Here is a 26,363-nt window from a genome sequence, read left to right on the forward strand (position 1 = left end):
CTCATATCGGAACCTGCTCTCCAACGTTCAAGCGCTCACTCCCGCACCGCAACACAACGTGACGTTGAAAATATCCTTAAAAAGAAATTGACGACACCAGTACGACAGTGTCACTCTGCATTTGCGCAAACGGTAAACCAATAATGAGATAACGTTTGCGCATTCGTCTTTTGCGACGAATGCCACAAGGGAGGCACAATGTCAGACGATCAGGAGGACCGGTCGCGCAGCGTCAGCGCTGCGCCTTTGCACACGACGATCCGTGATGTCGCGGCGCGCGCCAATGTCAGTGTCACCACTGCCTCTCGGGCGCTGAACGACACCGGGCGTATGTCCGAGGAAACACGCCAGCGGGTCCGTGATGCGGCAAGCGACTTGTCCTACCGCCCCAATTCCATGGCGCGTGGTCTGGTGCACCAACGCTCTTTCACTCTGGGTCTTTTGACCAATGATACCTATGGCCGCTTCACCCTGCCTGTCGCCTCAGGGCTCTCCGCTGCGATGGCAGACCGTGGCGTCTCCGTCTTTCTGTGCGCGGGTGAATATGAGCCGAACCGCTTGCGTCTCAATCTGGATGCCATGATTGAAAAACGCGTCGATGGGCTGGTGGTGACCGGCAAGCGCATTGATCGGGGGCTTCCCATTGATCTGCCGCCACTGCGTATGCCGACCGTTTATGTCAATGCAGCCTGTCCGTCCGGTGCGACTGGCTTCGTTCCCGCCGATCAGGACGCGGGTGCCAAAGCGACACGGCATTTAGCCCAATGTGGACGGCGGCGCATTGCCCATATCACGGGCGATGCAGATTTTCGCGCCGCCCATCTCCGGGCACAGGGTTGGCACGATGCACTGGACACCGCCGGTCTACAGCCTTTCGGTGAGGCAATCTACGATCGCCTGGACCGAAGCTCATGGCTACGAAACCGCCTTGCGTCTCTTTTCCAGTGGAGGGGAAAAGCCGGACGCAATCTTTTGCGGCAATGACCAGATCGCGCGGGGCGCCATAGATGCGCTCACCCGACTGGGCGTCACGGTGCCCGATGATGTCGCCATCGTCGGCTATGACAATTGGGAGGTCTTTGCAAAGGCCACGCGACCACCGCTCACGACCATGGATCTTGGTCTGCCCGCTCTCGGGCGTCGTGCGGGTCTGGCACTTCTCGACATGATTGACGGCAAGCCCGTGGAGGACGGCATCCAGAAGATGCCGTGCGAGCTGATCGTCAGAAACTCCTGCGGAGGGCTTGGGGGCTAGCAGGCTTCGACCAGTCGCGGGCATCCCTCCGGCAGGGTCGGAGATCGGAACTTGCGTAAATGCGCAAAGCTTCGCTCATTCGCGCAGATGAGCAATTGGGAGGAAAGAACATGAAGATCAATGCATACGTTGGTGGTCTGACGCTCGCCATGGCCATGCTGCCAGGCATGGCGCAGGCAGAGACTTTCTCGCTCTGGGTCCGCTCGGACGGGTCAGAGTTCATGCCCAAACTCGTCAAGGCGTTCAACGCCCAAAGCGATGACAAGGCCAAACTGCAAATCGTGCCGTCCGCACAGATGGTGCAGAAATATGCCATCGCGGCCGCAGGTGGATCGGCCCCCGATGCCTTGTCTCTGGATCTGATTTATACGCCATCCTTTGCCGCAGCAGGTCAACTCAAGGACATGACGACCTTCGCCAAGTCCCTGCCCTACTTCGACAGTCTGTCCAAGGCACATCTGTCAGTCGGCACCTATGACAAGAAGATCTACGGTCTGCCGTTCTCCGCCGATGGCTCGGTGCTGTTGTGGAACAAGGACCTTTTCAAGAAAGCCGGCCTCAACCCGGACAAGGGCCCAACAAGCTGGGCGGAAGTGCGCAAGGACGCAGAGGCCGTCAGCAAACTCGGACCCAACACCTACGGTTTTTACTTCTCCGGCAATTGCGGCGGATGCAACATCTTCACCTTCATGCCCTTGGTCTGGGCCTCAGGCGGAAATCTATTTGAAAACGATGGCCGTAAGGCCACTTTTGACACGCCGGTCATGAAACAGGCCGTAAACTTTTACCGAGGCATGGTCACAGACGGCCTTGTGCCAGCCAGCGCTGAAACCGACACTGGCGCCAACTTCTTTTCAGCCTTTGCCGCTGGCAATGTCGGCTTGTCGCCCACCGGCTCCTTCGCCATTGGCGCGCTCAACAACAAGTATCCCGATCTGCACTATGGCGTAACGTATCTGCCTGGCAAGGATGGCGGCTGGTCGTCCTTCGCAGGCGGCGACAATATCGTAGTGTCAGCCTCGACCAACAAAACCAAGATGCCCGCGATCGAAGCCTTCATCAAGTTCGCCTATTCGCTCAAGGGCCAGACCATTCTGGCGCACAACGGTTCTTTGCCAGTGCGCGGCGACATTGCTGAGCAGACCCTGTCCGGACAGGACAAGCGCCTCCTGACTGTAGCAAAAGCCATGGCCAAAGGCCGCACCCCCTACAGCACGGTCTTCAATGACGTGGTCAATTCGCAAAACGGCCCCTGGAACACCGAACTCAATCGCGCCTTCTTCGCCAAATCCGACAAGGGGGTCGATGACGCCCTCGCAGAGGGGCAATCGCAGATGCAGTCGATCATCGACGGAGCGAACTAAGCCTGCGCGCAGGATTGTGCCCTCTTGGCGCAATCCGACCGTGTCAGACCTTATGAGCAGTCTTGATTCCTCGGCGTGCGACAAGGAGGTTTTTCCATGTCTGACAGCACTGTTGCGGTACAGCCCATACCGCGCAAACGACGCAAGCGGCGGCGGATGTCGCAATGGACAGGGCTCCTCTATGTGGTGCCAGCATTGGTCCTTGTGGTGGTGTTTTTCCTCGTTCCGTTATGCATGACAGTCTGGATGTCCTTGCACAAATGGCCCCTGATGGGCGTTCCTCGCTGGATCGGCATTGCCAATTATCAGAAACTTCTCGGCGATAACGGCTTCTGGTCATCGCTGTGGTTCACGGTGGAATATACGGTGGTCGTTACCATCGCCCTCCGTAGCCGTCGCTCTCGCCCTCGCCCTCATCGTGCAGGGAAAGGGCCGCGCCATCGGTTTCTATCGAACGGTCTATTTTCTGCCCGTCGTAACAGGCTTTGCTTCGGCTGCCTTGTTGTGGGTGTGGCTTTCAAACGTCGATACCGGGCTGTTTTCGCCTTTGGCACAAGAGATTGGACTGACCAAAGGCCGCGTCAACATTCTGGCCAGCTTCACGCTGTCATTCTGGTCCGTCATCGTGATGGTTGTCTGGAAGATGGCAGGCTTTCACATGGTCATCCTGATGAGCGGCCTTCAATCGATCCCCGACGACTATCTGGAGGCCGCCCGCATTGATGGCGCCAAGCCTCTGCAGCGGTTCCGCTACATCACCATGCCGTTGATCCGCAGACCCTTTGCATTGGCGCTCATTCTGTGTGTTGCGGGATCCATGCTCGCCTTTGACCAGTTCTACATCATCCTGAGCGGAGGCCCTAGAAACAGCACCGTGACGGCGGTCTACAAAATCTTCAACGAAAGCTTCGTCTCCTTTCGTCTGGGATACGGCGCAGCACTTTCCGTGGTGTTGCTGGTCATCCTGTTGGCACTCAGTGTCGTGCAACTGCTGCTCCTAAGAGATCGGGAGCCGAGATCATGACCCAGTCAGCACCATCCGCAAACACAACCACATTCCCGACCCGGCCACGACGGGGCCGTATCCGCTATCACCGCGCGCTGTTCCACATCACCGCAACACTCGTCGCTCTGATTTTCCTCGCCCCCTTGGTCTGGGTCATTCTTGCCAGCTTTCGCACACCGGCAGAGGCGACCAGACCGCCCCTCGTTCCCTGGCCACGAGAAGGCTTTTCTATCGCCAGCTATGAGCGTCTGGAAACACTGGGCCAGTCGGTGGTCCAGTCTTTTGGAAACTCGCTCTATGTCTCTCTGGGGACAGCGCTTTTGACCATCGTTGTGGCGCTGTTGGCAGGCTACGGCTTCTCGCGTTACCGGTTTCCCTTCAAGGGGGTGGTGTTCATTCTGATCCTGTCGACCATGATGGTTCCGTTCCAGTCCATTCTGACGCCGCTGTTCCTGCTGCTCGCCAAGCTTGGGCTTCAGAACACGCTGACCGGTCTCGTGCTGATCTATGTAACGCTGCAACTGCCGTTCTCGGTCTTCATGATGCGCAACGCTTTCGACGCCATCCCCAAGGAGATCGAGGAAGCTGCCCGCATGGATGGGATCAAGGGCATCCGCATGTTGGTTCAGGTGATGGGGCCGCTGGTTCTGCCCGGCATCGTCACGGTGGGTCTGTTTGCCTTTCTGAACTCCTGGAATGAATTTCTCGCAGCGCTCGTGCTGCTCACCGACCAAAGCAAATTCACCCTGCCCGTGCTGATGACCGCCGTGCGCTCCGGTCAATATGGCTCGGTCGACTGGGGAGCCGTGCAGGCCGGCGTCACCCTGATGATGATCCCCTGCATGATCCTCTTTCTCATTCTTCAACGGTCCTACATTCGCGGTCTTACCGCCGGTGCGGTCAAGTGATCCGAGCCTTGAAAGGAACTCTCATGAATATTCACGACCATTTCAACACCTCCGACGCCTTGCAGCCAAAATCCAAGTTCCGCCCGCTTGCCGTCAATCAGATCAAGGTTCAGGGCTTTTTCGGACCTCGCGTCGATGTGGTTGCCACAAAGACGGCCAAGATCCTGTTTGACCGCTGTATCGAGGCCGGCATGCTGGATCAGATCAACCCGAACCGGCCAAATCCCGGCATCGTCATCCCTTTCGACCATGGCAACACCGTCACCACGCAGATGTTCTGGGATTCCGATCTGGCCAAGAGCATCGAGACGGCCGCCTTCGCGCTGTATCGTCACAAGGATGCCGAACTCGAAGCCCGGGTCGATGAGGTGATCGACGCCTATGAACGCCTGCAAGCCGATGATGGCTATCTGAACTCATGGTATCTGCGCATTGACCCGGGCAACCGCTGGACCAACCTGCGCGACCGGCATGAACTCTATAATGCAGGTCACCTGATCGAAGCGGCTGTCGCCTATGCCCATGCCACAGGCAAACGTAAGTTTCTTGATATTCTGTGCCGCTATGCGGATCATATCGACCAGACATTTGGCCCCAATGCTGGTCAGAAACGCGGTTATCCGGGCCACCCTGAACTTGAACTGGCATTGATTAAGCTCGGGCGCACCACAGGCGAGCAACGCTATTTCGATCTGGCCAAATTCTTTGTCGATGTGCGCGGAGAAGAGCCGCATTATTATGTCGCAGAGGCAAGCGCCCGCGGTGATGCGCCAGACAGTTACCACTTCGGTACTTTTGAATATTGTCAGGCGCATCAACCGACCAGAGATCAGCGCGAGGTCGTCGGCCACGCAGTGCGCGCCGCCTACCTCTATGCCGGTATGGCGGATGTTGCGACAGAGTTCGCCGATGACAGTCTGGACCCCGCCCTCGAAGGATTGTGGGATCATCTGGTCAATCGCAATCTCTATGTTACCGGCGGTTTTGGTCCATCCAAGGAAAACGAAGGCCTGACCTTCGACTATGACCTGCCCAACGAAACGGCCTATGCCGAGACCTGCGCTGCGGTGGCGCTGGTGTTCTGGGCCACGAGGATGCTGGGACGCGCACCGGACGCCCGGTTTGCCGATGTGATGGAACGGGCGCTTTACAATGGCGCATTGTCCGGCCTGTCGCTGGATGGCACCACCTTCTTTTACGACAACCCGCTGGAAAGTCGTGGCGATCATCACCGCTGGCGCTGGCATCGCTGCCCGTGCTGCCCGCCGAATATCGCCCGATTGGTTGCCTCCATTGGCACCTATTTCTACGGTGTTTCGGAAGATGAAGTCGCCTTGCACCTCTATTGTGCCAATGAGGCCGAGATGACGGTGGCCGAGACGCAACTCACGATCACACAACAGACCGAGTACCCGAATGACGGCAAGATCAGCCTGACCCTGGATCCGGTGGAGCCGGTTGAATTCACCTTGTCGTTGCGGGTGCCCTTCTGGGCGAAGGGGTATGAGGTGACCATCAACGGCGAAGTAGTCCAACAGACAACAGAAAACGGCTATCTGCGCATCACACGACACTGGGCCAAGGGGGATCAGGTCAATCTCTCGCTCGAGATGCAACCCGAGATGCTTTACGCCAACACGAAGGTCTCCGCCGATCAGGGGCGCACCGCCTTTCTGCGTGGCCCCTTGGTTTATTGTCTCGAAGAGACAGACAACAGCGCACCGCTGAACAGTTATCTGGTCAAGGACGGAACTCCCATTCAGACGACAAAGATTGACGGATTGCCTGACCTTGTCGGACTGGAAATCAAAGCGCTGCGTGAAACGCTTGCCACATCACAGCTCTATTGCGACACGCCTCCTGCGCGCGAAGAAACAAGCATCCGGGCCGTACCCTACTTCAGTTGGGACAACAGAGCCCCCGGCGAAATGCTCGTCTGGGTGCGCAGGGAGGCATAGCCATGGCGCAGCTCAAGAACCTACAGCCCGGACAGTCTACGGCAGGGTTATCCCTGCGTGGCATCTGCAAGTCCTTCGGCCATCTGCAGGTCATCCACAATGTGGATCTTGAAATCGAAGGCGGCGAATTTGTCGTCTTCGTTGGCCCGTCTGGCTGCGGCAAGTCCACATTGCTGCGTCTCATTGCCGGTCTGGAAGACGTTAGCGCAGGCGATGTGCTGATCGGCGGACAGGATGTCACTGAAGATGACCCATCGGACCGAGGCATCGCCATGGTGTTCCAGACCTATGCGCTTTATCCGCATATGAGTGTGGCGCAAAACATGGGTTTTGGACTGAAAGTAGCCGGCACGCCAAAAGACGATGTACGCAAAAAAGTGCAACAGGCAGCCGAAATCCTTCAACTGGAAGAGTATTTGGACCGACGTCCGGGGCAGCTTTCCGGCGGACAGCGCCAGCGCGTTGCCATAGGTCGCGCCATTGTGCGTGACCCGGAAGTGTTCCTGTTCGATGAACCCTTATCCAATCTGGACGCGGAGTTGCGGGTTGGTATGCGTATCGAAATCGCACGGCTGCATCAAGAACTCGGCAACACGATGATCTATGTCACGCATGACCAGACTGAGGCGATGACGCTTGCCGACAAGATCGTTGTGCTGCGCGCTGGGCGTATTGAACAGGTGGGCAGCCCGACAAGCCTCTATGATGACCCGGACAACATGTTTGTTGCAGGATTCATCGGCTCGCCGAAGATGAATTTTCTTCCCGCACAGCTCAAAGGGTCAATGATCGACATCAATGGTGTCAGCCTACCCGCCCCAGCCCAGACACAGGCCGCACAGCATCAAGGATCAGTAAGCCTCGGCATTCGACCAGAACATTTCCGTCTGGCTGAGGAGACAGATCCCGGCATTCCCTTTCAGGTCAACTTCTCGGAGTTTCTGGGGGGAGCCAGCTACCTCTATGGAAAGATTGGCGAGACGGACTGTATCGTCGAGGTGGAGCGCCATGCGATCCAGAAGCCCGGAAGCGTGCTTCGGGTCACGGCAAGTCCAAGCGACATGTGCCTGTTTAACGCCGCCGAGCAGCGCTTACGATAGGTCCAGAATTTCCATACCCCACCCTGTCTCACAGACACAGGGCGGGGTATGAGGGTGACACGACGCTCTGGGTCAAAGCGCCTGCGATGTCGGCCGGAAGAGGATCTCGTTGATGTCGACCTCCTCTGGCTGGCTCATGGAAAAGGCCACGCAGCGGGCAAAACTGGAGGCCGGGATGGCGGTCTGCTCGTAGAAATCGGCAATCCCCCCTTCACTTCATCCGCCTTTACCGAGGCAGGCAATTCGGTATCAACGGCACCCGGCGACAACACGGTTGTGCGGATGTTGTAAGGCTTCACTTCCTTGCGCAAGGCTTCGGAAATGACGCGGACCGAATATTTCGTCGCCGAGTAAATCGCGCCGCCTTCCCGCACCGTATGGCCGGCAACCGAAGACACATTGATGAACTGGCCGCTTTTCTGGTCTTTGAAGTAAGGCAGTGCTGCTGCGATACCCCACAAAACGCCCTTGATGTTCACGTCAATGCACTGGTCCCATTCCTCGACACGCGCCAATTCAAGCGGTGACAGCGGCATGATACCGGCATTGTTGATCATCACGTCAATGCGCCCGAACCGTTCAACGGCGAAATCGACGAAAGCCTTGACTGCATCCCGGTCGGTGACATCAACCTTGTAGATGGCGACCGTGTCATCGCCGAGCTCACGCTCCAACGTCTCAAGACGGTCGGTGCGCCGCGCGCCCAGAACCAATTTGGCCCCCTGCGCCGCCAAGTGACGTGCGGTTTCGGCACCAAGACCGCTGCTGGCACCGGTGATGACAACAACCTTGTCCTGAATTCCATCAGACATGGCGGGTCTCCTTGTTTCTCATTAAAGTCTATCGGTTGACGCGGCTTTGAATGCTTGCAGGGTAGCGGTCGCCAACAATATCAACCTGTCGCCAGGGCCTGCTCGATCTCCCCGAGATCTGTGGCACTCAACTCAACCTCCGCACTGCCGATATTCTCCTCAAGCCGATGCAGTTTGGTGGTTCCAGGGATCGGCACAATCCAGTTTTTTGCGCAAGCAGCCAGGCCAGCGCAATCTGCGCGCGCGTAACGCCTTTCGCGTCGGCAATTGCTCCGATCCTGTCGACCAGTGCCTGATTGGCAATGCGGGCTTCTTCTTCAAAACGAGGATTGTTCTTGCGGAAATCATTGTCCGTGAACTGCGTTGAACTGTCGATTGCTCCCGTCAAAAAGCCACGCCCCAGTGGGCTGAACGGCACAAAGCCGATGCCGAGTTCTTCCAAAACCGGGAACACCGTGTCTTCCGGCTCGCGCCACCAAAGCGAATATTCACTTTGCAGAGCAGCAACAGGCTGCACGGCGTGGGCGCGGCGGATGGCATCCGGTCCAGCCTCTGACATACCGAAGTGCTCGACTTTCCCCGCTTCAATCAGGTCTTTGACGGTGCCGGCAACGTCTTCAATAGGCACCTCGGGATCGACACGGTGCTGGTACAAAAGATCAATCCGGTCTGTTTTGAGGCGCTTCAGCATTGCCTCGACAACCTCACGGATGTGATCAGGCTTGCTGTTCAGGCCCCATGCCACAGGCGTCGCATCGCTTTCAAGATCAAAGCCGAATTTTGTGGCAATGACGACATCGTCGCGGATGGGCGCAAGAGCTTCACCAAGAACTTCCTCGTTCTGATATGGACCATAAGCCTCAGCGCTGTCGAAAAAGGTCACGCCTTTTTCATGTGCCTATAGCGCAGGAAATTGACCGCTTTGGACGGTTCCATCGCTTCGCCATAAGCAAAGCTGATGCCCATGCAGCCAAGACCAAGAGCGGAGACCTTGAGGCCACTGTTCCCGAGTTCTCTCTGTTTCATGATTTCAATCCTTTTGGTGTCTGCAAGTCTGGTTTTGCCGCAGTGATACGACGCAAAAAATCAGCCGAGATAATCGACCTCGGAAACCTGTTCCATCCAGGTCACCGGAGAGCCATCGCGTTCTTCGGCAATAGCGATATGGGTCATTGCTTGCGTCTTGGTTGCTCCATGCCAGTGCTTTTCGTCAGGCGCAAACCAGATGATGTCGCCCGGAAAAATATCCTGTCGCGCCTCGCCCTCTTTCTGCACCCAGCCTGCGCCAGAGGTGACCAGAAGGGTCTGACCATAAGGATGCGTGTCGCCAGGCTGTGCGGGCACCAGGTTCAAAAGTAACCGTCGCCCCACCAACTCGCGCCGGAGCCTCGCCTTTGAAAGGCGCATCAATGCGCACACGTCCGGTAAAATAGTCGGACGGTCCTTTGGCAGAAGGAGATGTGTCGCAGCGCGTAATTTTCATGGAGAGCCTTCCTTTTTTCGACGCTTGAACAGAGTTGGAACAGCATAGATGCCACGCCAGTTCCCTGCTCTCGTTTCATTTAAGGTCGTGACGGCCTTATGATTAGACGCTAAATATCGCATGAACTTATATCTCAAATTCATGAGTGAGCCCTATGACAGCGGCAAGCACTCTTGCAAGAGGCAGTGAAAGCGCATGAAACGGGATGAGTTGAACGATCTGAATGCTTTTTTGACAGTTCTGGAAGAACAGAGCTTCACTCGTGCCGCTGCTCACCTTGGCACGTCGCAATCGTCTCTCAGCCATACGGTTCGGCGTCTGGAAGAGCGTCTGGGTGTGCGTCTTCTCACCCGCACCACCCGCATGGTGTCGCCAACGCCCGCCGGCGAGCAACTGGCAGAAACCCTGCGTCCCGCGTTCAACGACATTCAACGCAGGCTGGTGTCCATTCGTGCGCAAAGTGAAAGCCCGACCGGGACCCTACGGCTGACGTCGTCGAAACATGCTGCCCAGACCATCTTGATGCCAGCCGCAACACGATTGATGCAGGACTATCCCAACGTCAGCGTTGAAATATCTGTCGAGCAACGTTTGACAGATATCGTTGCGGACCGGTTTGACGCGGGCATCCGTCTTGGCGAAGAGGTCGACAAGGACATGATTGCCGTTCCGATAAGTCCACCGATACGCATGGCTGTCATCGGTTCCCCGGCCTACTTCAAAGACCACCCGGCCCCTCAGACACCCTACGACCTGACGGACCACACCTGCATCAACTTGCGGATGCCGACGCTCGGCGGACTTTATGCCTTGGGAGTTTGAACGCGAAGGGCGACCTTTAAATGTTCGCGTCAAGGGGCAGTTCGTTTGCAACGATGTCGATATGATCTTGCAGGCTGTTAAAGATGGCTTGGGTCTCGCCTGTCTACCTGATGCCGTTCTGCCGGAGAGCCCCCCAAGCACGCCCACTTTTGTGCGTGTACTGGAAGACTGGTGCCCCCCGTTTGCCGGCTACCACCTTTATTATCCGACACGCAGACAAGTTCAGCCCGCGTTCGAACTTCTGGTCGCTGCTCTGCGTTATCGCGCCTGACCGGGCTGCACGGCTTCCCCAGCTTCAATGCCGCGCAACAAAATGGCCAAAATAACGCGCAGGCGCGGCAAACGATCCGCACAAAGCTTGCGTTGAACAATTGTCGGATGATGAAAGCTGCAAAGAGCATCGAACAGGATTTGCGCAATATCATGCGGATCACCGGGCAACTCCGCCTCCCGCACAAGCGTTTCAACCTGCTCCAGCAAGGCTTGTCGATGCACCGCCGCCGCCGGCGTTTCACGGATCATCGCCGCATCGAACGCGTGATACAACTCCGGGTCTGCGCGAAACCGGTCCCGTTTGAACGTATGCAATGTCTCGAACCAGAGACACAAACGCTCGCGTGCAGGCGCTTTGCTGACAACGACAGCATGCAAGCGCTCTTCGGTTCCAGCCAGCCAGAAACGGACCACCTCATCGAGCAGTGCGGCCTTATTGGCGAAATGAGCATAAAGGGCGGCGTGTGACACACCGAGTTTCTTGGCCACATCACTCAGACGCATCTTGTCGACACCGAGCACGCGAATTCGGTCCAAAGCAATTTCCATGGACTTTTCACGGATCTCATCGGCAGTCAGACCAGTGCGTGGCATGAAAGAAAACCTTCCTTTGCGGTCTTTTGTTACACTCTAGATCTATCGTAATTTGTAACAGGATGTATCAATTTTCTTTTTAATACACATGAAGAGATCATGGAACCTGCGGATTGTCTTTCTACTTATCGTTGGCGCGGCAAGGCGGCGACACTCTGAAAACAGAAAAGCCCACCAGATTGGCGGGCTTTTTGCTGCTAAAGAATGAGATGAGTTTGAAGTAGAGTGTCGACCCGTAAATGCATTTCAAATGGTCGGAGCCGATTTCTCTGCCTCTTAAGCACGGTTGCGCAGAAAACCGTCTGGTTTTCAAGAATTCGCACAGACACAGAAGAGCAATTTGCCCAATCCTTCCTGGACGTCGAAACCGCAGCGATCTATCTGCGTCAGACGGCTCAACCGGGCCAGAGACCGCACCCTAGCTGGCCTGAACCTTTTCAAAGAAGGCCTTCGCGTCCTTGCCAAGCTGCTCGGACCTTGTCTTGAAGCTTGCGGCCATTTCCGCAATCTGGCCTGCAGTCTGATTGGTCTGGCCGATTGAACTGCGCACGGTACCAATCACACCGCCAAATTCGGCAGAGTTTGCGGCAGCACGCTGCACGTTCCCCGAAATCTCGCTGGTGGCTGCCGTTTGCTCTTCAACGGCAGAGGCGATCGTTGTCGCAATGCCAGACACTTTGTCGATGGTATCGGAAATCTCCGAAATTGCCTGGACCGCTTCATCCGTCGCTGTCTGAATGGCAGAAATCTGGGTCGAGATTTCATCCGTGGCCTTGGATGTCTGCGTCGCCAGCTCCTTCACTTCGGCAGCAACCACTGCGAACCCTTTGCCCGCCTCGCCCGCGCGCGCCGCCTCGATGGTGGCGTTCAGAGCCAACAGGTTGGTCTGTTCCGCAATTTCCGAAATCAGGCTGATGACCGAACCGACCGTCTGCGCCGCCGTCGCCAGATCACGCACGGACTCATTTGTGCGTTGTGCGCCTTCAACCGCGTGACGGGTAATGTCGCTGGACTGGCTAGCCTGCCGCCCAATTTCTTCGATGGACGTGGTCATTTCCTCTGTAGCAGCGGCCCCAGAGGCAATGCTGTTGGTCACTTCGGTGCTGCGCGTTTCCATGCTCGCCATGCGGTCTGTCACCGTTCCGGCGACCGTTTCCAGGCTGCTGGAGGTCTCCAGAAGTCCGCTGGCGGCCTCGCCGAACACCACCACGGTTTCTTGCAGGCGGCGCTCGAAGTCCTGAACTGCCGAGCGGATGCGTTGCTCACGGTCGGCGGCATTATCGATCATCTGATCATGATAGGTCGAGATGGCGAGATCCATGTCCAGCGCCACGAGCTTCGTCACAGCATTCAGGGTCTTCACGGCTTTTTTGCTGGAGAAGCGATTCTTGCGAACGATGAGATCGGTCAGCCGCGCCTGCACAAAAGAGTAACCGCCGATGTACTCAGGTTGGATCCAGATCAATCTTGACATGGGCCGTGCCGATACGCTTGGCACTCTCGAGGTATTCAGCACTGAGGCCAGAGGTGAAGAGATTCTTCCAGTGATTGGACTGCGCTTTGATCAGGACGCGCCTCCTGCGTCCCAATCAACTCATCCAGATGCGGAATCGCGCGGGCATGCTTGTAAAACCCCTCAAGCACGTCTGGCAAATGCGCCTCGATCAAGGGCCAAGCTTGCTTGGCGAGGGCCTTATCTTCCTCGTGAATTTCAAGAAAGGAAAGCCGTGCCGTAAGAGAGTCAATTGTCATATCAGCCCCGATTTAGGTCGCAGATCAGAGCCGGGCACAAACCCTTGGCTCATCTTTCAAAACAGCCATTTCCTCCAGAACACCTTCAAGGGAAACGGCGAATAACCACGACTTAACCGCCCAGACGCAAGGGCCGCCCGCCATGCGACTTGCTCCCCATGCCTCCGTCGAGAAAAGCCGACGGCATCAAAAATACACTACACGCCTCTCCTCAGAGCCGTTTATTGGTTAAATCCTAAAGAGCGGCACTTAAAAGCTCCTTAACTTCGCCTTCACTTAAAAATAAAATTTAGTATTAAACAGAAAAAATGAAGACATTCAGGTTTAGAGAATAATAATCGGGAAAATTTATCATGAAAATTTTCCCGATATATATGCGCATCACTTGGATTTCTAGTTTAAAAATATCACTCGAAAAAAGCCAAAGAGAAGATAAGTTATTGTAAAATATATATAAAATAAATTTAACCGGAATACATTTCTCTCGTCCTTGACGCAAAGAAAGGATCCTCACAAGTTAACCTCTTATTGTTTCTTGTTATTTCTACGAAGACCACTTATCCGTATTTGCGATGGTGGTTCTTTCTCGCGGAGCGAGGGGGAACTGAAAAGGGAACATGGTACGATTCGCAGACCAGGGATCAAATCCATGACTGCCCCCGCAACTGTAGGCAGCTGCGGCATCCTCAAAGCCACTGGATATGTCCGGGAAGGTAGGGTGTCGCCAGAGCTGCAAGTCAGGAGACCTGCCATCGTTCAACGGCCTAAGGGCCATTCTGTCTTCACGGCACGGTGGGTGCACAAGGAAACCGAACACATGCATATCGAACCAGGCGTCGTCACTGGCGCAAAACTGCTCCTCAGCGGCGCAACGGCCGCGGTCTCTTTCGGACTGACCGCCAAACTCGTAATAGACACAGTGCGTAAGGAAAGCACACTGAGCGTGCTTGCAGGCCGCAGCCTTGCCACGACCGCTCTGGTCTTTTCGTTCTTTCAAGTATTGCCGCATTATCCGGTGGGCGTCTCCGAGGTGCATCTCATTCTCGCCTCGACACTGTTTTTAGTTTTTGGCGGCGCGTCCACGGCAATCGGACTTGCAATGGGGCTGTTGTTGCAAGGACTGTTTTTTGCGCCCTTTGATCTGCCGCAATATGGCATGAACGTGACCACGCTGATCGTCCCGCTCTTCAGCCTGACGCTCCTGGCCGACAAAATTATTCCGAAACGCACGGCTTATGTCGACCTGAAATATTCTCAGGCGCTCTTCCTATCGACCACCTACTCAGGCTGGAATTGTCGTCTGGGTCGCCTTCTGGGTCATCTATGGGGAAGGTTTTCACATCGCAACTCTGGCAGCCATCGGAAAATTCGGTCTGGCCTACCTGCCCGTCATTTTGTTCGAGCCACTCGCAGACATCGCACTGCTGGGGCTAGCCAAGGGCTCGCGCCAACTGGCGCGGAAACGCTTTTTCAATTCGCGCCTGATGAACGCGACACGCTGACACCGAGACAACCTCCCCCGCAAGCAAACGCTGTCGGGGGAGAAACCTGCGAAACTCAGCGGGCCATCAAAGCCTGTGCGACACCAAGAACAAAGCCGTCCTGCCCCGGACCGCCAATCAGTGACAGCCCAACTGGCGCACGTCCCACCAAAGCGCCAAGGCACACTCAGTTCAGCAAATCCATTCAATCCGGAAATGCACGTCAGGCACATGATCCGCCCTCGGATGGCATTCAGATCGTCCTGGGTCGCACTTAACTTCGGTGCGGGTGCCGGCGCTGTTGGCATCACCATCAAGGTCTTGACGCCGCTGTCTTGCGAAACCGCGTCCTGACCTCCCATGACCGTGCCCATGACAGTTCTGATCGCCTGCCGTGCCCGGTCGGCCAATGCGGCGGTTTCATTTGAAATATGTGAGGCAGCGGCAAAACGCTCGGCAACTCCCGGCCCAAAGGCCGGCTGAACGCGCGTCACCCAATCGCCATGGGTCTTCCAGATTTCATGCGCCTGCAGGACGCGAAAGGTTTCATAGCAATCTTCAAGCCGCCCCATGGGCAAAGGCCGCGTATCACACGGGCCGTATAGCTCTTCAAGCCGTGCGATCATCGGGTCGACGGCATCTTGCACGGTCGCATCCGCCTGCCCCCAGACCGTTTCCGGCACCCAGAGCCGCACCGATGATGGTGTTGGCGCTTCCGGCTCCACTCCAAGGACAGATGCGATACACAGCAGCGTCTCAAGATCACGGGCAAACCACCCCGGCACATCGAATTGTGCCGCAAGAGCAATCAGCCCCTCGGCGGACAACACGCCATGACTGGGGCGAAAGCCGTAAATTCCGCAAAAACTGGCGGGAATACGCACAGAACCGCCGGTGTCGCTGCCAAGCGCAAAATCGACAGCCCCAGCCGCGACGGCACTGGCGGAACCAGAAGACGAACCGCCGGGAACCCGCGTCTCATCTGCGCCGTTCAGCGGAGTGCCGAAATGCGCGTTGATGCCCAGAATGCTATAGGCAAGCTCATCCATATGCGTGAAGCCTGCCAAGGCTGCTCCAGCGTCCAGCACATCTTGAAGAACGGCAGCGCTTTTGTGCGCGGGAGGGTGCGTATGCGCCCAGTCCGGCGTTCCATTGCCTGCAATCCGGTCGGCAAATTCAAAATTATCCTTGGCGGCAAACGTCAGACCATCGAGTGGCCCCTCGCCGGTTTTAACGGGCACCTCGAAACGCTCGGCAAAAGCATTCGTCGGATCATCTTGCACGGAAAGTGTGGGCAGATCTTGCGTGGGGGAACTCATACGATCATCCTCAACACCCGGCGAACACCATGGCCTGTCCGCAACGCTCTCGACAAGCACCAACGGACATGACAGATCACTCAGCCGGGGTCAGGATCAGCGTCAGACCGTTGAGATCGGCGGCGGAGACCACCTTGCGTTCGGGTAGGCCTTTGCAGGCAATTTCCAAGGCTGCGATGCGGGGTAGCTCCACACCATCCAGCGCAGAGAAAGCTTCTTCGCCCACCAGATACGCGTAGGCACGTGGGGAATGCACGCAAATCTTGCCGCGTGGCGTGCCGATTTCAAGACCGAGACTGGTGGCCCGCATTTCGCGTTGACCAGTCAGTCCGCCCAAAAACTCATGATGATCTGACGGGTCATTAGCAACCATATGCACACCGATCACATCGCTGGCGCCATTGGCATGAGACTGATAGGCGGGGGTCCAGAAGTTTTCCGGAAACCTGTTGCGACAAGCGAAAAAGCCAAGCGCAGGGGCCAGCGGATCCGTGACGAAGGTCAGATCAAACGCCACTTTGCGGGGTGTCCCATCCGGCCCTTTTGCTTCACGTTCAAAGGAAAAGGGTGCGTAGGTTGCAAGACCGGCATTGTTAAAGGCCGCGCGGTCATGCAAGGGATCGCCCCCTCCACCACCAGCATGGTGGCGCCTTCAAAGGTCTTCAGGGCATCGCGATTGAACGCCCCGAAGGAAAACTCGCCGTCATCGGCATCAGAAATGGCGGACACATCATCAATGCCCAACAGCTCGACGAAAAATCCGTCGAGTTGCAGGTTGCGGTTCTTGGTCCCCAGGGATGATGCGCCGTCGGCGTCAGTGTGAAGCCGAGAGCTTCATACCGTGCAGCGGTCGCATCCAGATCGCGTGTGGCAACAACCAGATGATCAAGTCCACGGATCATATCCGCCATCCTTTTTCATATAGACCGAATTAAACGAGACGGCTCTGCTTCATTGCCGCTTGAATAAAGCTGGCAAAGAGCGGATGCGGTTCGAAAGGCCGCGACTTGTATTCCGGGTGATACTGCACGCCGATGAACCACGGATGATCCTCGATCTCCACCGTTTCCGGCAGCACGCCATCGGGCGACGTTCCGGCAAAAACCAGACCACAGGCTTCCAGCTTGTCGCGGTAGCCGATGTTGACTTCATACCGGTGACGATGCCGCTCGGAAACCTCGTTCGACCCATAGATTTCTGCAATCTGCGAGCCGGGTTTCAGGGCTGCTGTATACGCGCCAAGACGCATGGTCCCACCGAGATCACCATCCTTCTTGCGGATTTCAAGGTCATTGCCCTTGGTCCACTCGGTCATCAGGCCAACAACAGGCTCTTCTGCCGGACCAAACTCGGTCGAGTTGGCTTTCTCGATACCCGCCATGTTGCGGGCAGCTTCCAGAACCGCCATCTGCATACCGAAGCAAATGCCGAAATACGGGAACTTGCGGGTCCGGGCAAATTTCGCAGCAGCAATCTTGCCTTCCGCACCGCGCTCACCAAAGCCACCCGGCACCAGAATACCGTGCACGCCTTCAAGATACGGACCCGGATCTTCCTGTTCGAAAGTCTCCGATTCGATCCACTTCAGATTGACCTTGACGTTATTGGCAATGCCGCCGTGAACCAGCGCTTCGATCAACGACTTGTAGGCGTCCTTGAGAACCGTGTATTTGCCGACAATGGCAATCGTCACTTCACCTTCCGGGTTGGCAACCGACTTGGAGATGGTCTCCCAACGGTCGAGCACCGGCGCAGGCGCACCCGTGATGCCGAAGGCTTCTAGAACTTCGTCGTCAAGGCCTTCCTTGTGATAGGCGATCGGCACATCGTAAATCGATTTCACATCGTAAGCCGGAATGACCGACTGCTCACGCACATTGCAGAACAGCGACAGTTTACGGCGTTCCGTTTCCGGGATTGCCCGGTCACAGCGCACCATCAGAATATCCGGCTGGATGCCGATTGACCGCAGTTCCTTGACCGAATGCTGTGTCGGCTTGGTCTTCATTTCACCGGCGCTCGGGATATACGGCATGAGCGTCAGATGAACATAAACGACCTGTCCGCGCGGCAATTCATTGCCGAGCTGGCGAATCGCCTCAAAGAACGGCAGAGCTTCAATGTCGCCCACCGTGCCGCCGATTTCCACCAGAACGAAATCATAGTCTTCATTGCCATCCAGCACGAAGGCTTTGATCTCGTCAGTCACATGGGGAATCACCTGCACCGTGCCGCCGAGATAATCTCCGCGACGTTCTTTGGCGATGATGTCCTGATAAATGCGTCCGGTGGTGATGTTGTCCCGCTGATTGGCAGGACGCCCCGTGAAGCGTTCGTAGTGACCAAGGTCCAGATCAGTTTCCGCACCGTCGTCGGTGACGAAACATTCGCCATGCTGATAGGGGCTCATGGTGCCCGGATCAACGTTCAGATAGGGATCGAGCTTCCGCAGGCGCACCTTATATCCGCGTGCCTGAAGAAGAGAGCCGAGCGCAGCCGAGGCCAAGCCTTTACCAAGCGAGGAGACCACGCCGCCCGTGATGAAAACGTATCGCGCCATGGAGCAATACCATATCGTTGCCGCAGTGACTTTGGCCACTCGGTATTTTTGATAGACACAACAAAAATGCCCTGTGTCACCACAGGGCATAATGTTGTTTCGAAAACCTGCGCCCTAAGGCGCCGGGAAAACAGCCTTACTCAGCGGCCGGAACTTGAGGCCCGCTCGGCTGAGCAGGTTTGGCAGGCTCAGTCGACTTGTCGGTGTCCTGAGCATCCTGGCCCATCTTCTTGAGCGCGCCGGCAATGCCCTTGCCATCGGTCTTGATATCTCCGAGCGGCTGGGACTGGCTTTGTGCCGGAGCGGCATCAAGAACGCTGTTCGAGCCACCGTTCATTTCGGCAATCAGCGTCAGACCAAGCGAGGTCAGAAAGAATGCTGCTGCCAGAAGACCGGTTGCTCGGGTCAGGACGTTGGCCGTACCGCGGCTGGACATGAAGCCGCCGCCCCCGCCACCGCCGCCCATGCCAAGAGCGCCACCTTCGGAGCGCTGCAGCAGGACAACCAGCACGAGGGCCAGAACGACCATCAGATGAATAACGATGACTACGGTTTCCATAGTGCCATTCTATTTGTTCGAGTTTGGAGGCCTTCTACAATACAATTGCAGTGCTTTCCACCCTCGAAATGCCATGTTTTTGAAGACGCCCGACAACAAAACCCTAGAACCGGCCTGAAGCGTGCGCTCGCTCTGCGTTCAAGTGGGCCTCAATTTGCCTGATAAGCCTTGAGGATCCCCAGAAAATCTTGCGATTTAAGGCTTGCGCCCCCAACAAGTGCGCCATTGACGTTGGCCACACCCATCAATTCGACGGCGTTGCCGGGCTTGACCGAGCCGCCATAAAGCAGGCGCATCGCAGCCCCCTCCTTGCCAAAACGCTCCACAAGCGCATCGCGCATGGCTCTGTGCATCTCGGCAACATCCTCAGCAGTTGGTGTCAGTCCGGTGCCAATCGCCCAGACCGGTTCGTAGGCGACAACGCTGTTGGCAGCCGTCGCGCCGTCCGGGATCGAGGCAATCAACTGCTCGGAGACGACACGGATCGCCGTACCCGCCTCGCGCTCGTCCTGTGTTTCACCGACACATATAATAGCTGTGAGGCCTGCCCGCCAGACGGCCTCGGCCTTTGCTGCAATCAAGGCATCCGTTTCACAATGGTCGGTGCGGCGCTCCGAGTGACCAACAATGACGGCGGTTGCGCCGCAATCAGCCAGCATTTCGGCGGAAATATCGCCGGTATGGGCACCAGAGGCATCAGGATGACAATCCTAGCCACCCACCGCGACCGGTGTATCAGCGGCAGCGTCATGCAGGGCCAGCGTCAGTGTCGCCGGAGCGCAGATCATCACGTCAACGTGTGATGCAAGATCACGATCCACGCCAGAAACGACAGCTTCAAACTCAGGGATCTGGTCCTTGAGGCCGTTCATCTTCCAGTTTCCGGCAACAAGCGGCTTGATCGTGGTGGACATTCACGTCTCCCTGAAATGGTCATTCAATTGCTGTTTCGACGTCTATAAACCGAAAACAGGCTCTGACAGCAATCTTTTACAGAAATTTCTTGGAAGAACCTTTTGCAACCACGCTTGCTCCGTTCTATTCACGTCCCTATTATCCCGCCCGACCCGGTAGGGAGACAAACACGGAATATGCGGGCGATCGCCAATTTGGAGCATGGCTCGCATCATTCCAAGCTGAACGGACCTGACGTCGTCGCGGAAAGTGTTTCATTTCGCGCGACCAGATAAGAAAAAAGAGACGGAGAGACTATGCTCGACGCGCTGCGCAAGGGCGCCGGTACTTGGGTTGCCAAACTTTTCATCGCTCTGCTTGTTGTCAGTTTTGGCATCTGGGGCATCGCCGACGTGTTTCGCGGCGTTAGCGCAAGTTCGGTGGCCAAGGTCGGAAATACGGAAATTTCGCTTTCCGATTTTGATCGCACCTATCGTCAGGACCTGAATCAGATCAGCCAGCAACTTGGCCGCCCGCTGTCCACGACGGAAGGCGCCAAGTTTGGTGTTCCGCAACGGACGCTTGGCAAGATGGTGGCAGAGGCTGCGCTGGACGACACGACCGATGACATGAACATCGGCGTTTCCGACAAGCATCTGGCCAGCCTGATCCAGAATGATCCCGTCTTTCAGGGGCCGACAGGTCACTATGACCGCAATCGCCTTGCTCAGGTGTTGCAGTCCAACGGCCTCACCGAAAGCGGATATGTGGACGAGCGCCGCAAGATCGCCAAACGCCAGCAGCTTGTGGAAGCGCTGACCGGCGGCATGGCCGCTCCCGATACCTATGCGGAAATGATCCACGACTATCAGTCGCAGACCCGCGATGTACAGTATATCGACCTGACCTCGAAGGTTCTTGGCGATATCAAAGACCCGTCCGACAAAGATCTCCAAGCCTATTTCGACAAGAACAAGGCTCAGTTCAAAGCGCCTGAATATCGCAAGGCATCGCTTCTTGAACTGACCCCGGCTGAACTGGCTGACCCCAAGAGCGTGACGGACGATCAGATCAAGGCTTATTACGACAAGAACAAGTCGAGCTTCACCAAGCCGGAACAGCGCAAGATCGAGCAGATTGCTTTTTCATCCGCCGACAAGGGCAAGAAGGCTGCCGAAGAGCTGAAAAATGGCAAGACCTTTGAGGACCTGCTCAAGGAACGCGAGCTGAAGTCCAAGGACGTTACGCTGGGCCTCATGTCCAAGGCCGACTTCATCGACACCAAGGTCGGCGATGCTGCCTTCAAATTGAAGAAGGGCGAAACCAGCGGACTGATTGACGGTCGATTCTCATCGATGATCGTCAAGGTGCTGGATGTCGTGCCTTCGCATGAGCAGCCGCTTGATGCGGTCAAGGACCAGATCCGCAAGACCATTGCCACCAACGATGCCAACGACAAGATCAACGACATGGTTGATCAGATCGAAGACGAACGCGCCGGGGGAGCCACTCTTGGCGAAATCGCCAAGAAGCAGGGTCTCAAGCTGGTTGAGCCGAAGCCGTTCGATGCCGATGGCAATGCCGAAGACGGCACGTCTGCCAACCTGCCGCCGGTGAAAGATCTGGTCGACAGCGTCTTCCAGTCTGACGAAGGTCTCGACAATGACGCCATTCAGGTTGGCAATCAGGGCTATCTCTGGTTCACCGTCGACAAGGTGATTCCGGCGCATGACCGCAAGCTTGCCGACGTGAAAGATCAGGTCGTGGCGGCCTGGAAGAAGGGCCAGTCGGCAGACCAGCTCAAGACGCTGTCCGCCAAAACGGCCAAGGCCCTTCGCGATGGCAAGACCATTATGGAAGAAGCCAAGGCGCTCGGCGTGAAGGTTCTTCAGGCCGAGGGGCTGAAGCGCAACTCGACAACCCCGGATCTCTCGGCGGAGGCCGTCAAGGCAATCTTCGACGGTGGCAACGGTGTTGTTGTGGATGTTGCCGGCAAGAATGATCAGGAACGCGTTATTGCGCAGGTCATCAATGTCAGCCGTCCAGCTTTCTTTGACGAAGCAAAGGACACAGGCGTCATCCGCTCGCGCCTGTCGCAGCAGTTGCAGAACTCCCTTCTGAACCAGTACATCACCGGTCAGGAAAACAAGATTGGCGTGCACGTCAATCAGGGTGCTCTCGCACAGGTCATCGGCACACCGCCGGCCGCAAACTAAAACGTGACGGGGCGGGTCTTTTGATCCGCCCTCGCCTTTTTTCATCGCAGGGTCTCGTCATGTCTGATTTCAAGAAATTTATTGCCACAATTGCCGCAGGCAAGTCCCTTGAACGCGACGACGCGATCGCTGCCTTCGACACGATCCTGTCTGGCAATGCGACACCATCCCAACTCGGGGCGTTCCTGATGGGGTTACGTCAACGTGGCGAGACGATCGAGGAAGTCACCGGCGCGGTGATCTCCATGAGGGCACGTATGTTGCGCGTCGACGCCCCTGAAGAGGCCATCGACATTGTCGGCACCGGTGGCGACAGCACAGGCAGCTACAATATTTCCACATGCACCGCCCTGGTCGTGGCGGGCTGCGGCGTGCCTGTGGCCAAGCACGGCAACAGGTCACTTTCGTCAAAATCCGGCTCGTCGGAAGCCCTGGTCGAACTGGGCATCAACATCGACATCCCGCCCGACCGGATCGCCGAGTGCATCCGCGATGCAGGCATTGGTTTCATGTTCGCCCCGCTGCACCACAAAGCCATGAAGCATGTCGGCCCAACGCGCATCGAGATGGGCGTGCGGACCATCTTCAATTTGCTCGGCCCCCTGTGCAATCCGGCGGGCGTCAAGCGTCAACTGCTGGGTGTCTTCGACAAGGTCTGGCTTGAGCCACTGACACAGACGCTCGCCAATCTGGGGTCCAAGCACGTCTGGGTTGTGCATGGTTCCGACGGCATGGATGAAATCACCACCACCGGCATTACCTATGTCAGCGAGTTGAAAGACGGCGCGATGCGCTCCTTTGAACTGACGCCTGAAGACGTCGGCCTGCCGCGTGTCACTCTGGAGGATCTGCGCGGTGGCACACCCAAGGAAAACGCAGCCGCCTTGCGCCGGGTGCTGGACGGCGACAAGACGCCTTACCGCGATGTCGTGCTGTTCAATGCCGCAGCCGCGCTGCTGATTGCAGGCCGTTGCGACACTTTGAGCGAAGGCGTAACGCTTGCCGCAACCTCCATCGATACAGGTGCGGCCTCCCGACATCTGGCCCGCCTCGTCGACGTTTCAAACGGATAAGACCATGACCGATATTCTTCAGAAGATCGAAGCCTACAAGCGCGATGAGATCGCCAGCGCCAAGGCTCGTGTCACGCTTGCTGATCTGAAGGCGGCAAGTACGGACCAGAGTGCGCCGCGCGGCTTTGCCGGGGCGTTGCGCGCCAAGGTGGATGCCGGTCAATGGGCTCTGATTGCCGAAGTGAAGAAGGCCAGTCCTTCAAAGGGACTTATTCGCGCGGATTTTGACCCCCCGGCGCTTGCACGGGCCTATGAAGACGGCGGCGCAGCCTGCCTGTCGGTTCTCACCGATACGCCGTCTTTTCAGGGACGCCCGGAATTTCTCGCACAAGCCCGTGACGCGGTGTCCCTGCCTGCGCTGCGCAAAGACTTCCTCTATGACACCTATCAGGTGCATGAAGCCCGTGCCTATGGGAGCGGACTGCATTCTCATCATTTTGGCAGCCGTTGACGACGTCACCGCCAAGGCGCTTGAAGACACGGCATTCGACCTTGGCATGGATGTGCTGCTTGAAGTCCACAACGAGGCCGAGATGGAACGCGCCCTGCGCCTGTCGTCGCCGCTTCTGGGCATCAACAATCGAAATCTGAAAACCTTCGAAACATCGCTCGAAACATCCGAGCGATTGGCCCCGATGGTTCCGTCAGACCGCCTGATCATTGGCGAATCCGGTATCTTCACACCGAAAGATCTGGAGCGCCTTGGCAAGGTCAGAATCCAGACCTTCCTGATCGGTGAAAGCCTCATGCGACAGGACGACGTGACTGCGGCCACCCGCCAACTTCTGCAACTGGATACACCGGCCACAACCGCAGCCTCAGGTGAGCCCGCACAATGACGCGCAAAGATGCCGACCATCTCTCGCATATCGATGAGAGCGGACAGGCCAACATGGTGGATGTCTCGGGCAAGGCGGAAACATCGCGCACGGCTGTTGCACAAGGCTTCATTCGCATGAAGCCTGAAACGCTCGAGATGATCCGCACGGGCGACGCCAAGAAAGGCGATGTTCTGGGAACGGCGCGAATTGCCGGAATCATGGCGGCGAAGCGCACGCACGAGCTGATTCCGTTGTGCCACCCCTTACCATTGTCGAAAGTCAACATCGACATCGCCATTGATGAAACCCTGCCAGGTCTGCGCGTTACCGCAACCACCAAAGTCACCGGCCAGACAGGCGTGGAGATGGAAGCGCTGACCGCTTGCTCGCTGGCCTGCCTGACCATCTACGACATGGCCAAGGCGGTGGATCGTGGCATGGTGATCAGCGGCATTCAGGTGATTGAAAAGCAAGGCGGCAAGAGCGGCCATTGGACACAGCAGGCCAGATCGAACGCCTGAGACCTGTATTGCCAGCCCGTGACCGCACCACGGATGTGAATTCGACCAGATACACGACAACCACGAACAACGCCCCGGAGTTTCCCATGGCTGCCCTGCTCCCCGTTTCTGAAGCAATGCAACGCCTTCTCTCGGGCGTGGTGCCAGTGGGAACCGAGAAGGTTGATCTGCTTGCAGTCAACCACCGGGTTCTCGCAAAAGACCTCACAGCGAACCGCAACCAGCCACCGTTTTCCTCCTCCGCCATGGATGGCTATGCCGTGCGCCATGACGATCTTGTTGGTGTGGACGGTTCAGATCCCGTCCTTACCATCATCGGTGTGTCTGCCGCCGGAAGGCGTCTCGACCGAACTGTTGGACCGGGCGAAGCAGCGCGCATTTTTACCGGGGCCCCGCTCCCACAAGGCGCGGACACGGTTGTCATTCAGGAAAATGTCAATTGCTCGGGAACCGGCTCCACCCCGGGAGATCGGATCACCCTCACCAAGGTGCCTGACAAGGGCCGTAACGTGCGCGCTGAAGGACTGGACTTCAAGGCTGGCCAAATGGTCATCGCCGCTGGTCAGGTGTTGGACTATCGCCATTTGTCCGTGGCGGCCGCGATGAACCACGCCTCCCTGCCCGTCTACCGCAAGCCGCGCATCGCGATCCTTGCCACAGGGGACGAACTGGTGGCTCCGGGCGACACTCCGCGCGATGACCAGATCATCGCCTCAAATCAATACGGCATTGGTGCATTGATTGAAGATTGCGGCGGTACACCGGTTCATCTTGGCATTGTCGGCGATGATCGCGCCGCACTGGAAGCAACCGTGCGCGCAACACTGAAGGATGACATCGACGTGCTGATCACCCTTGGCGGAGCGTCCGTGGGTGATCACGACCATATGGGTGAGGTTCTGGCTGCCTGCGGCATGGAACTGGCGTTCTGGCGCATTGCCATGCGTCCTGGCAAACCGTTGATGGCGGGGCAACTGGGACGCACGAAAGTTCTGGGACTGCACTGGCAACCCGATTTCTAGCCTTGTCTGCGCCTTGTTGTTTCTGCGCCCCTTGCTGGGCTTGCTGACAGGTCGCATGACGTTGGATGAAGCCCTGGCACCGCGCATCGACACCGCAACCCTTGGCGCCGATATGCCGGGCAATGACCACCGTCAGGATTATGTCCGCTCACTGTTGAGCGCTGCGGCAGACGGTCGTCTGGAGGTGACGCCTTTTGCCCGCCAGGACAGTTCCATGCTGGTGCCCTTCATGAACGCTGGTGCGCTTATTATCCGGCCACCTCATGCGCCCGCAGCAGCAGCTGGATCAACAGTCGCCATCCTGCGCGTTTGAGCAGTACCGCGAAAGCTCTCAAACCTCACCAAACCAAACGGCTTTGCATTGTAAAAAATACGAGGGAAACGGCTGCGACTTGCTCAAATATCAGACAAAAGAACAGGCTTGAGATGTTATGAGCCACGTTTCAGACCCCCGAAAGGTCTCCTTCGATCCAAAAGGATCTAGAAGGTACGTTCCGAGCAAATAGTGTCGTATTCAAGCGGGTGATTTGGCCGATTTTCAGTCAAATACCTGTTATCCCCGTCTTAACC

The 26,363-nt window shown here is 56.9% G+C and carries 18 protein-coding genes, 9 pseudogenes and 1 riboswitch; of the genes and pseudogenes, 15 read left to right on the top strand and 12 right to left on the bottom strand.

All coding sequences use genetic code 11. The features are described 5' to 3' along the window. Positions 1-198 precede the first annotated feature (198 nt). The 7 genes and pseudogenes from AC0L7U_RS02225 (at position 199) to AC0L7U_RS02255 (ending at position 7,591) form a co-directional block, all read left to right on the top strand. On the top strand, positions 199-984 hold the full coding sequence (locus tag AC0L7U_RS02225) for a LacI family DNA-binding transcriptional regulator (protein WP_473693465.1): 786 nt from the start codon (positions 199-201) through the stop codon (positions 982-984). Beyond that, entirely contained in the window at positions 878-1,255 is a 378-nt protein-coding gene (locus AC0L7U_RS02230; RefSeq protein WP_473693467.1) for a substrate-binding domain-containing protein, read from the top strand. Before AC0L7U_RS02225 ends, AC0L7U_RS02230 begins: the two co-directional genes overlap by 107 nt. A gap of 116 nt (positions 1,256-1,371) precedes the next feature. Beyond that, positions 1,372-2,619 (top strand): ABC transporter substrate-binding protein, encoded by a 1,248-nt coding sequence (locus tag AC0L7U_RS02235; protein ID WP_473695628.1) that lies wholly within the window; start codon positions 1,372-1,374, stop codon positions 2,617-2,619. A gap of 96 nt (positions 2,620-2,715) precedes the next feature. After that, positions 2,716-3,643 (top strand): annotated as a pseudogene (locus tag AC0L7U_RS02240) (carbohydrate ABC transporter permease). Continuing rightward, entirely contained in the window at positions 3,640-4,533 is an 894-nt protein-coding gene (locus tag AC0L7U_RS02245) for a carbohydrate ABC transporter permease (RefSeq protein ID WP_473693469.1), read from the top strand. The pseudogene AC0L7U_RS02240 and the gene AC0L7U_RS02245 overlap by 4 nt, the downstream one beginning before the upstream one ends. Before the next feature lie 23 nt (positions 4,534-4,556). Then, positions 4,557-6,491, top strand: coding sequence for a glycoside hydrolase family 127 protein (locus AC0L7U_RS02250; RefSeq protein WP_473693471.1), 1,935 nt, complete (start codon positions 4,557-4,559; stop codon positions 6,489-6,491). Positions 6,492-6,493: 2 nt separating this feature from the next. Next, positions 6,494-7,591, top strand: coding sequence for an ABC transporter ATP-binding protein (locus AC0L7U_RS02255; protein ID WP_473693473.1), 1,098 nt, complete (start codon positions 6,494-6,496; stop codon positions 7,589-7,591). Between the two features lie 72 nt (positions 7,592-7,663). On the opposite strand, the pseudogene AC0L7U_RS02260 reads toward AC0L7U_RS02255, so the two are convergent. The 3 pseudogenes from AC0L7U_RS02260 to AC0L7U_RS02270 all read right to left on the bottom strand — a co-directional run bounded on the left by AC0L7U_RS02260 (position 7,664) and on the right by AC0L7U_RS02270 (position 9,886). Beyond that, positions 7,664-8,403: pseudogene (locus AC0L7U_RS02260) on the bottom strand (SDR family oxidoreductase). A gap of 28 nt (positions 8,404-8,431) precedes the next feature. Then, a pseudogene (locus AC0L7U_RS02265) lies at positions 8,432-9,429 on the bottom strand (aldo/keto reductase). A gap of 60 nt (positions 9,430-9,489) precedes the next feature. Continuing rightward, positions 9,490-9,886 (bottom strand): annotated as a pseudogene (locus tag AC0L7U_RS02270) ((R)-mandelonitrile lyase). A gap of 195 nt (positions 9,887-10,081) precedes the next feature. Here AC0L7U_RS02270 and AC0L7U_RS02275 point away from each other — a divergent pair. Next, positions 10,082-10,979: pseudogene (locus tag AC0L7U_RS02275) on the top strand (LysR family transcriptional regulator). Here the strand turns inward: AC0L7U_RS02275 and AC0L7U_RS02280 are convergent. The 3 genes and pseudogenes from AC0L7U_RS02280 to AC0L7U_RS02290 form a co-directional block, all read right to left on the bottom strand. Continuing rightward, on the bottom strand, positions 10,967-11,575 hold the full coding sequence (locus tag AC0L7U_RS02280) for a TetR/AcrR family transcriptional regulator (protein ID WP_473693475.1): 609 nt from the start codon (positions 11,573-11,575) through the stop codon (positions 10,967-10,969). The pseudogene AC0L7U_RS02275 and the gene AC0L7U_RS02280 sit on opposite strands and share 13 nt — an antisense overlap. Positions 11,576-11,993: 418 nt before the next feature. Next, positions 11,994-13,049, bottom strand: coding sequence for a methyl-accepting chemotaxis protein (locus tag AC0L7U_RS02285; protein WP_473693477.1), 1,056 nt, complete (start codon positions 13,047-13,049; stop codon positions 11,994-11,996). Further along, positions 13,021-13,327, bottom strand: a pseudogene (locus AC0L7U_RS02290) (protoglobin domain-containing protein). Before AC0L7U_RS02290 ends, AC0L7U_RS02285 begins: the two are co-directional and overlap by 29 nt. Positions 13,328-13,883: 556 nt before the next feature. After that, positions 13,884-14,095: riboswitch (cobalamin riboswitch) on the top strand. Between the two features lie 49 nt (positions 14,096-14,144). Here AC0L7U_RS02290 and AC0L7U_RS02295 point away from each other — a divergent pair. Beyond that, positions 14,145-14,820: pseudogene (locus AC0L7U_RS02295) on the top strand (energy-coupling factor ABC transporter permease); the annotation flags it as partial. On the opposite strand, the gene AC0L7U_RS02300 reads toward AC0L7U_RS02295, so the two are convergent. From AC0L7U_RS02300 to tpiA, 6 genes and pseudogenes are all read right to left on the bottom strand, one after another. Then, positions 14,706-16,127, bottom strand: coding sequence for an amidase (locus AC0L7U_RS02300; RefSeq protein WP_473693479.1), 1,422 nt, complete (start codon positions 16,125-16,127; stop codon positions 14,706-14,708). The pseudogene AC0L7U_RS02295 and the gene AC0L7U_RS02300 overlap by 115 nt on opposite strands. A gap of 76 nt (positions 16,128-16,203) precedes the next feature. Next, a complete protein-coding gene (locus tag AC0L7U_RS02305) occupies positions 16,204-16,743 on the bottom strand; it encodes a hypothetical protein (protein ID WP_473693481.1) in 540 nt (179 codons plus the stop codon). Between the two features lie 46 nt (positions 16,744-16,789). Continuing rightward, positions 16,790-17,029 (bottom strand): VOC family protein, encoded by a 240-nt coding sequence (locus AC0L7U_RS02310; RefSeq protein WP_473693483.1) that lies wholly within the window; start codon positions 17,027-17,029, stop codon positions 16,790-16,792. 29 nt (positions 17,030-17,058) lie between these two features. Then, positions 17,059-18,687, bottom strand: a complete 1,629-nt coding sequence (locus AC0L7U_RS02315; protein ID WP_473693485.1) for a CTP synthase — start codon at positions 18,685-18,687, stop codon at positions 17,059-17,061. A 136-nt stretch (positions 18,688-18,823) separates the two neighbouring features. After that, positions 18,824-19,246, bottom strand: a complete 423-nt coding sequence (secG, locus tag AC0L7U_RS02320; RefSeq protein WP_473693487.1) for a preprotein translocase subunit SecG — start codon at positions 19,244-19,246, stop codon at positions 18,824-18,826. 149 nt (positions 19,247-19,395) lie between these two features. Continuing rightward, positions 19,396-20,160, bottom strand: a pseudogene (gene tpiA, locus AC0L7U_RS02325) (triose-phosphate isomerase). Positions 20,161-20,457: 297 nt separating this feature from the next. Between tpiA and AC0L7U_RS02330 the strand changes: the two are divergent. The 6 genes and pseudogenes from AC0L7U_RS02330 (at position 20,458) to AC0L7U_RS02355 (ending at position 26,106) form a co-directional block, all read left to right on the top strand. Continuing rightward, complete coding sequence (locus AC0L7U_RS02330; RefSeq protein WP_473693489.1) at positions 20,458-22,356, top strand: SurA N-terminal domain-containing protein; 1,899 nt, start codon at positions 20,458-20,460, stop codon at positions 22,354-22,356. Positions 22,357-22,415: 59 nt separating this feature from the next. Continuing rightward, positions 22,416-23,429 (top strand): anthranilate phosphoribosyltransferase, encoded by a 1,014-nt coding sequence (gene trpD, locus AC0L7U_RS02335; protein WP_473693491.1) that lies wholly within the window; start codon positions 22,416-22,418, stop codon positions 23,427-23,429. 4 nt (positions 23,430-23,433) lie between these two features. Then, a pseudogene (trpC, locus tag AC0L7U_RS02340) lies at positions 23,434-24,268 on the top strand (indole-3-glycerol phosphate synthase TrpC). Next, positions 24,265-24,771: a cyclic pyranopterin monophosphate synthase MoaC gene (moaC, locus tag AC0L7U_RS02345; RefSeq protein WP_473693493.1), complete on the top strand. Its 507-nt coding sequence runs from the start codon at positions 24,265-24,267 to the stop codon at positions 24,769-24,771. Before trpC ends, moaC begins: the two are co-directional and overlap by 4 nt. An 86-nt stretch (positions 24,772-24,857) precedes the next feature. Beyond that, positions 24,858-25,793 carry a molybdopterin molybdotransferase MoeA gene (locus tag AC0L7U_RS02350; RefSeq protein WP_473693495.1) on the top strand — a complete coding sequence of 312 codons (936 nt, stop codon included), beginning with the start codon at positions 24,858-24,860 and terminating at the stop codon, positions 25,791-25,793. A gap of 13 nt (positions 25,794-25,806) precedes the next feature. After that, entirely contained in the window at positions 25,807-26,106 is a 300-nt protein-coding gene (locus AC0L7U_RS02355) for a hypothetical protein (RefSeq protein WP_473693497.1), read from the top strand. Positions 26,107-26,363 lie beyond the last annotated feature (257 nt).

This window comes from Roseibium sp. 10G30-5, assembly GCF_055809635.1.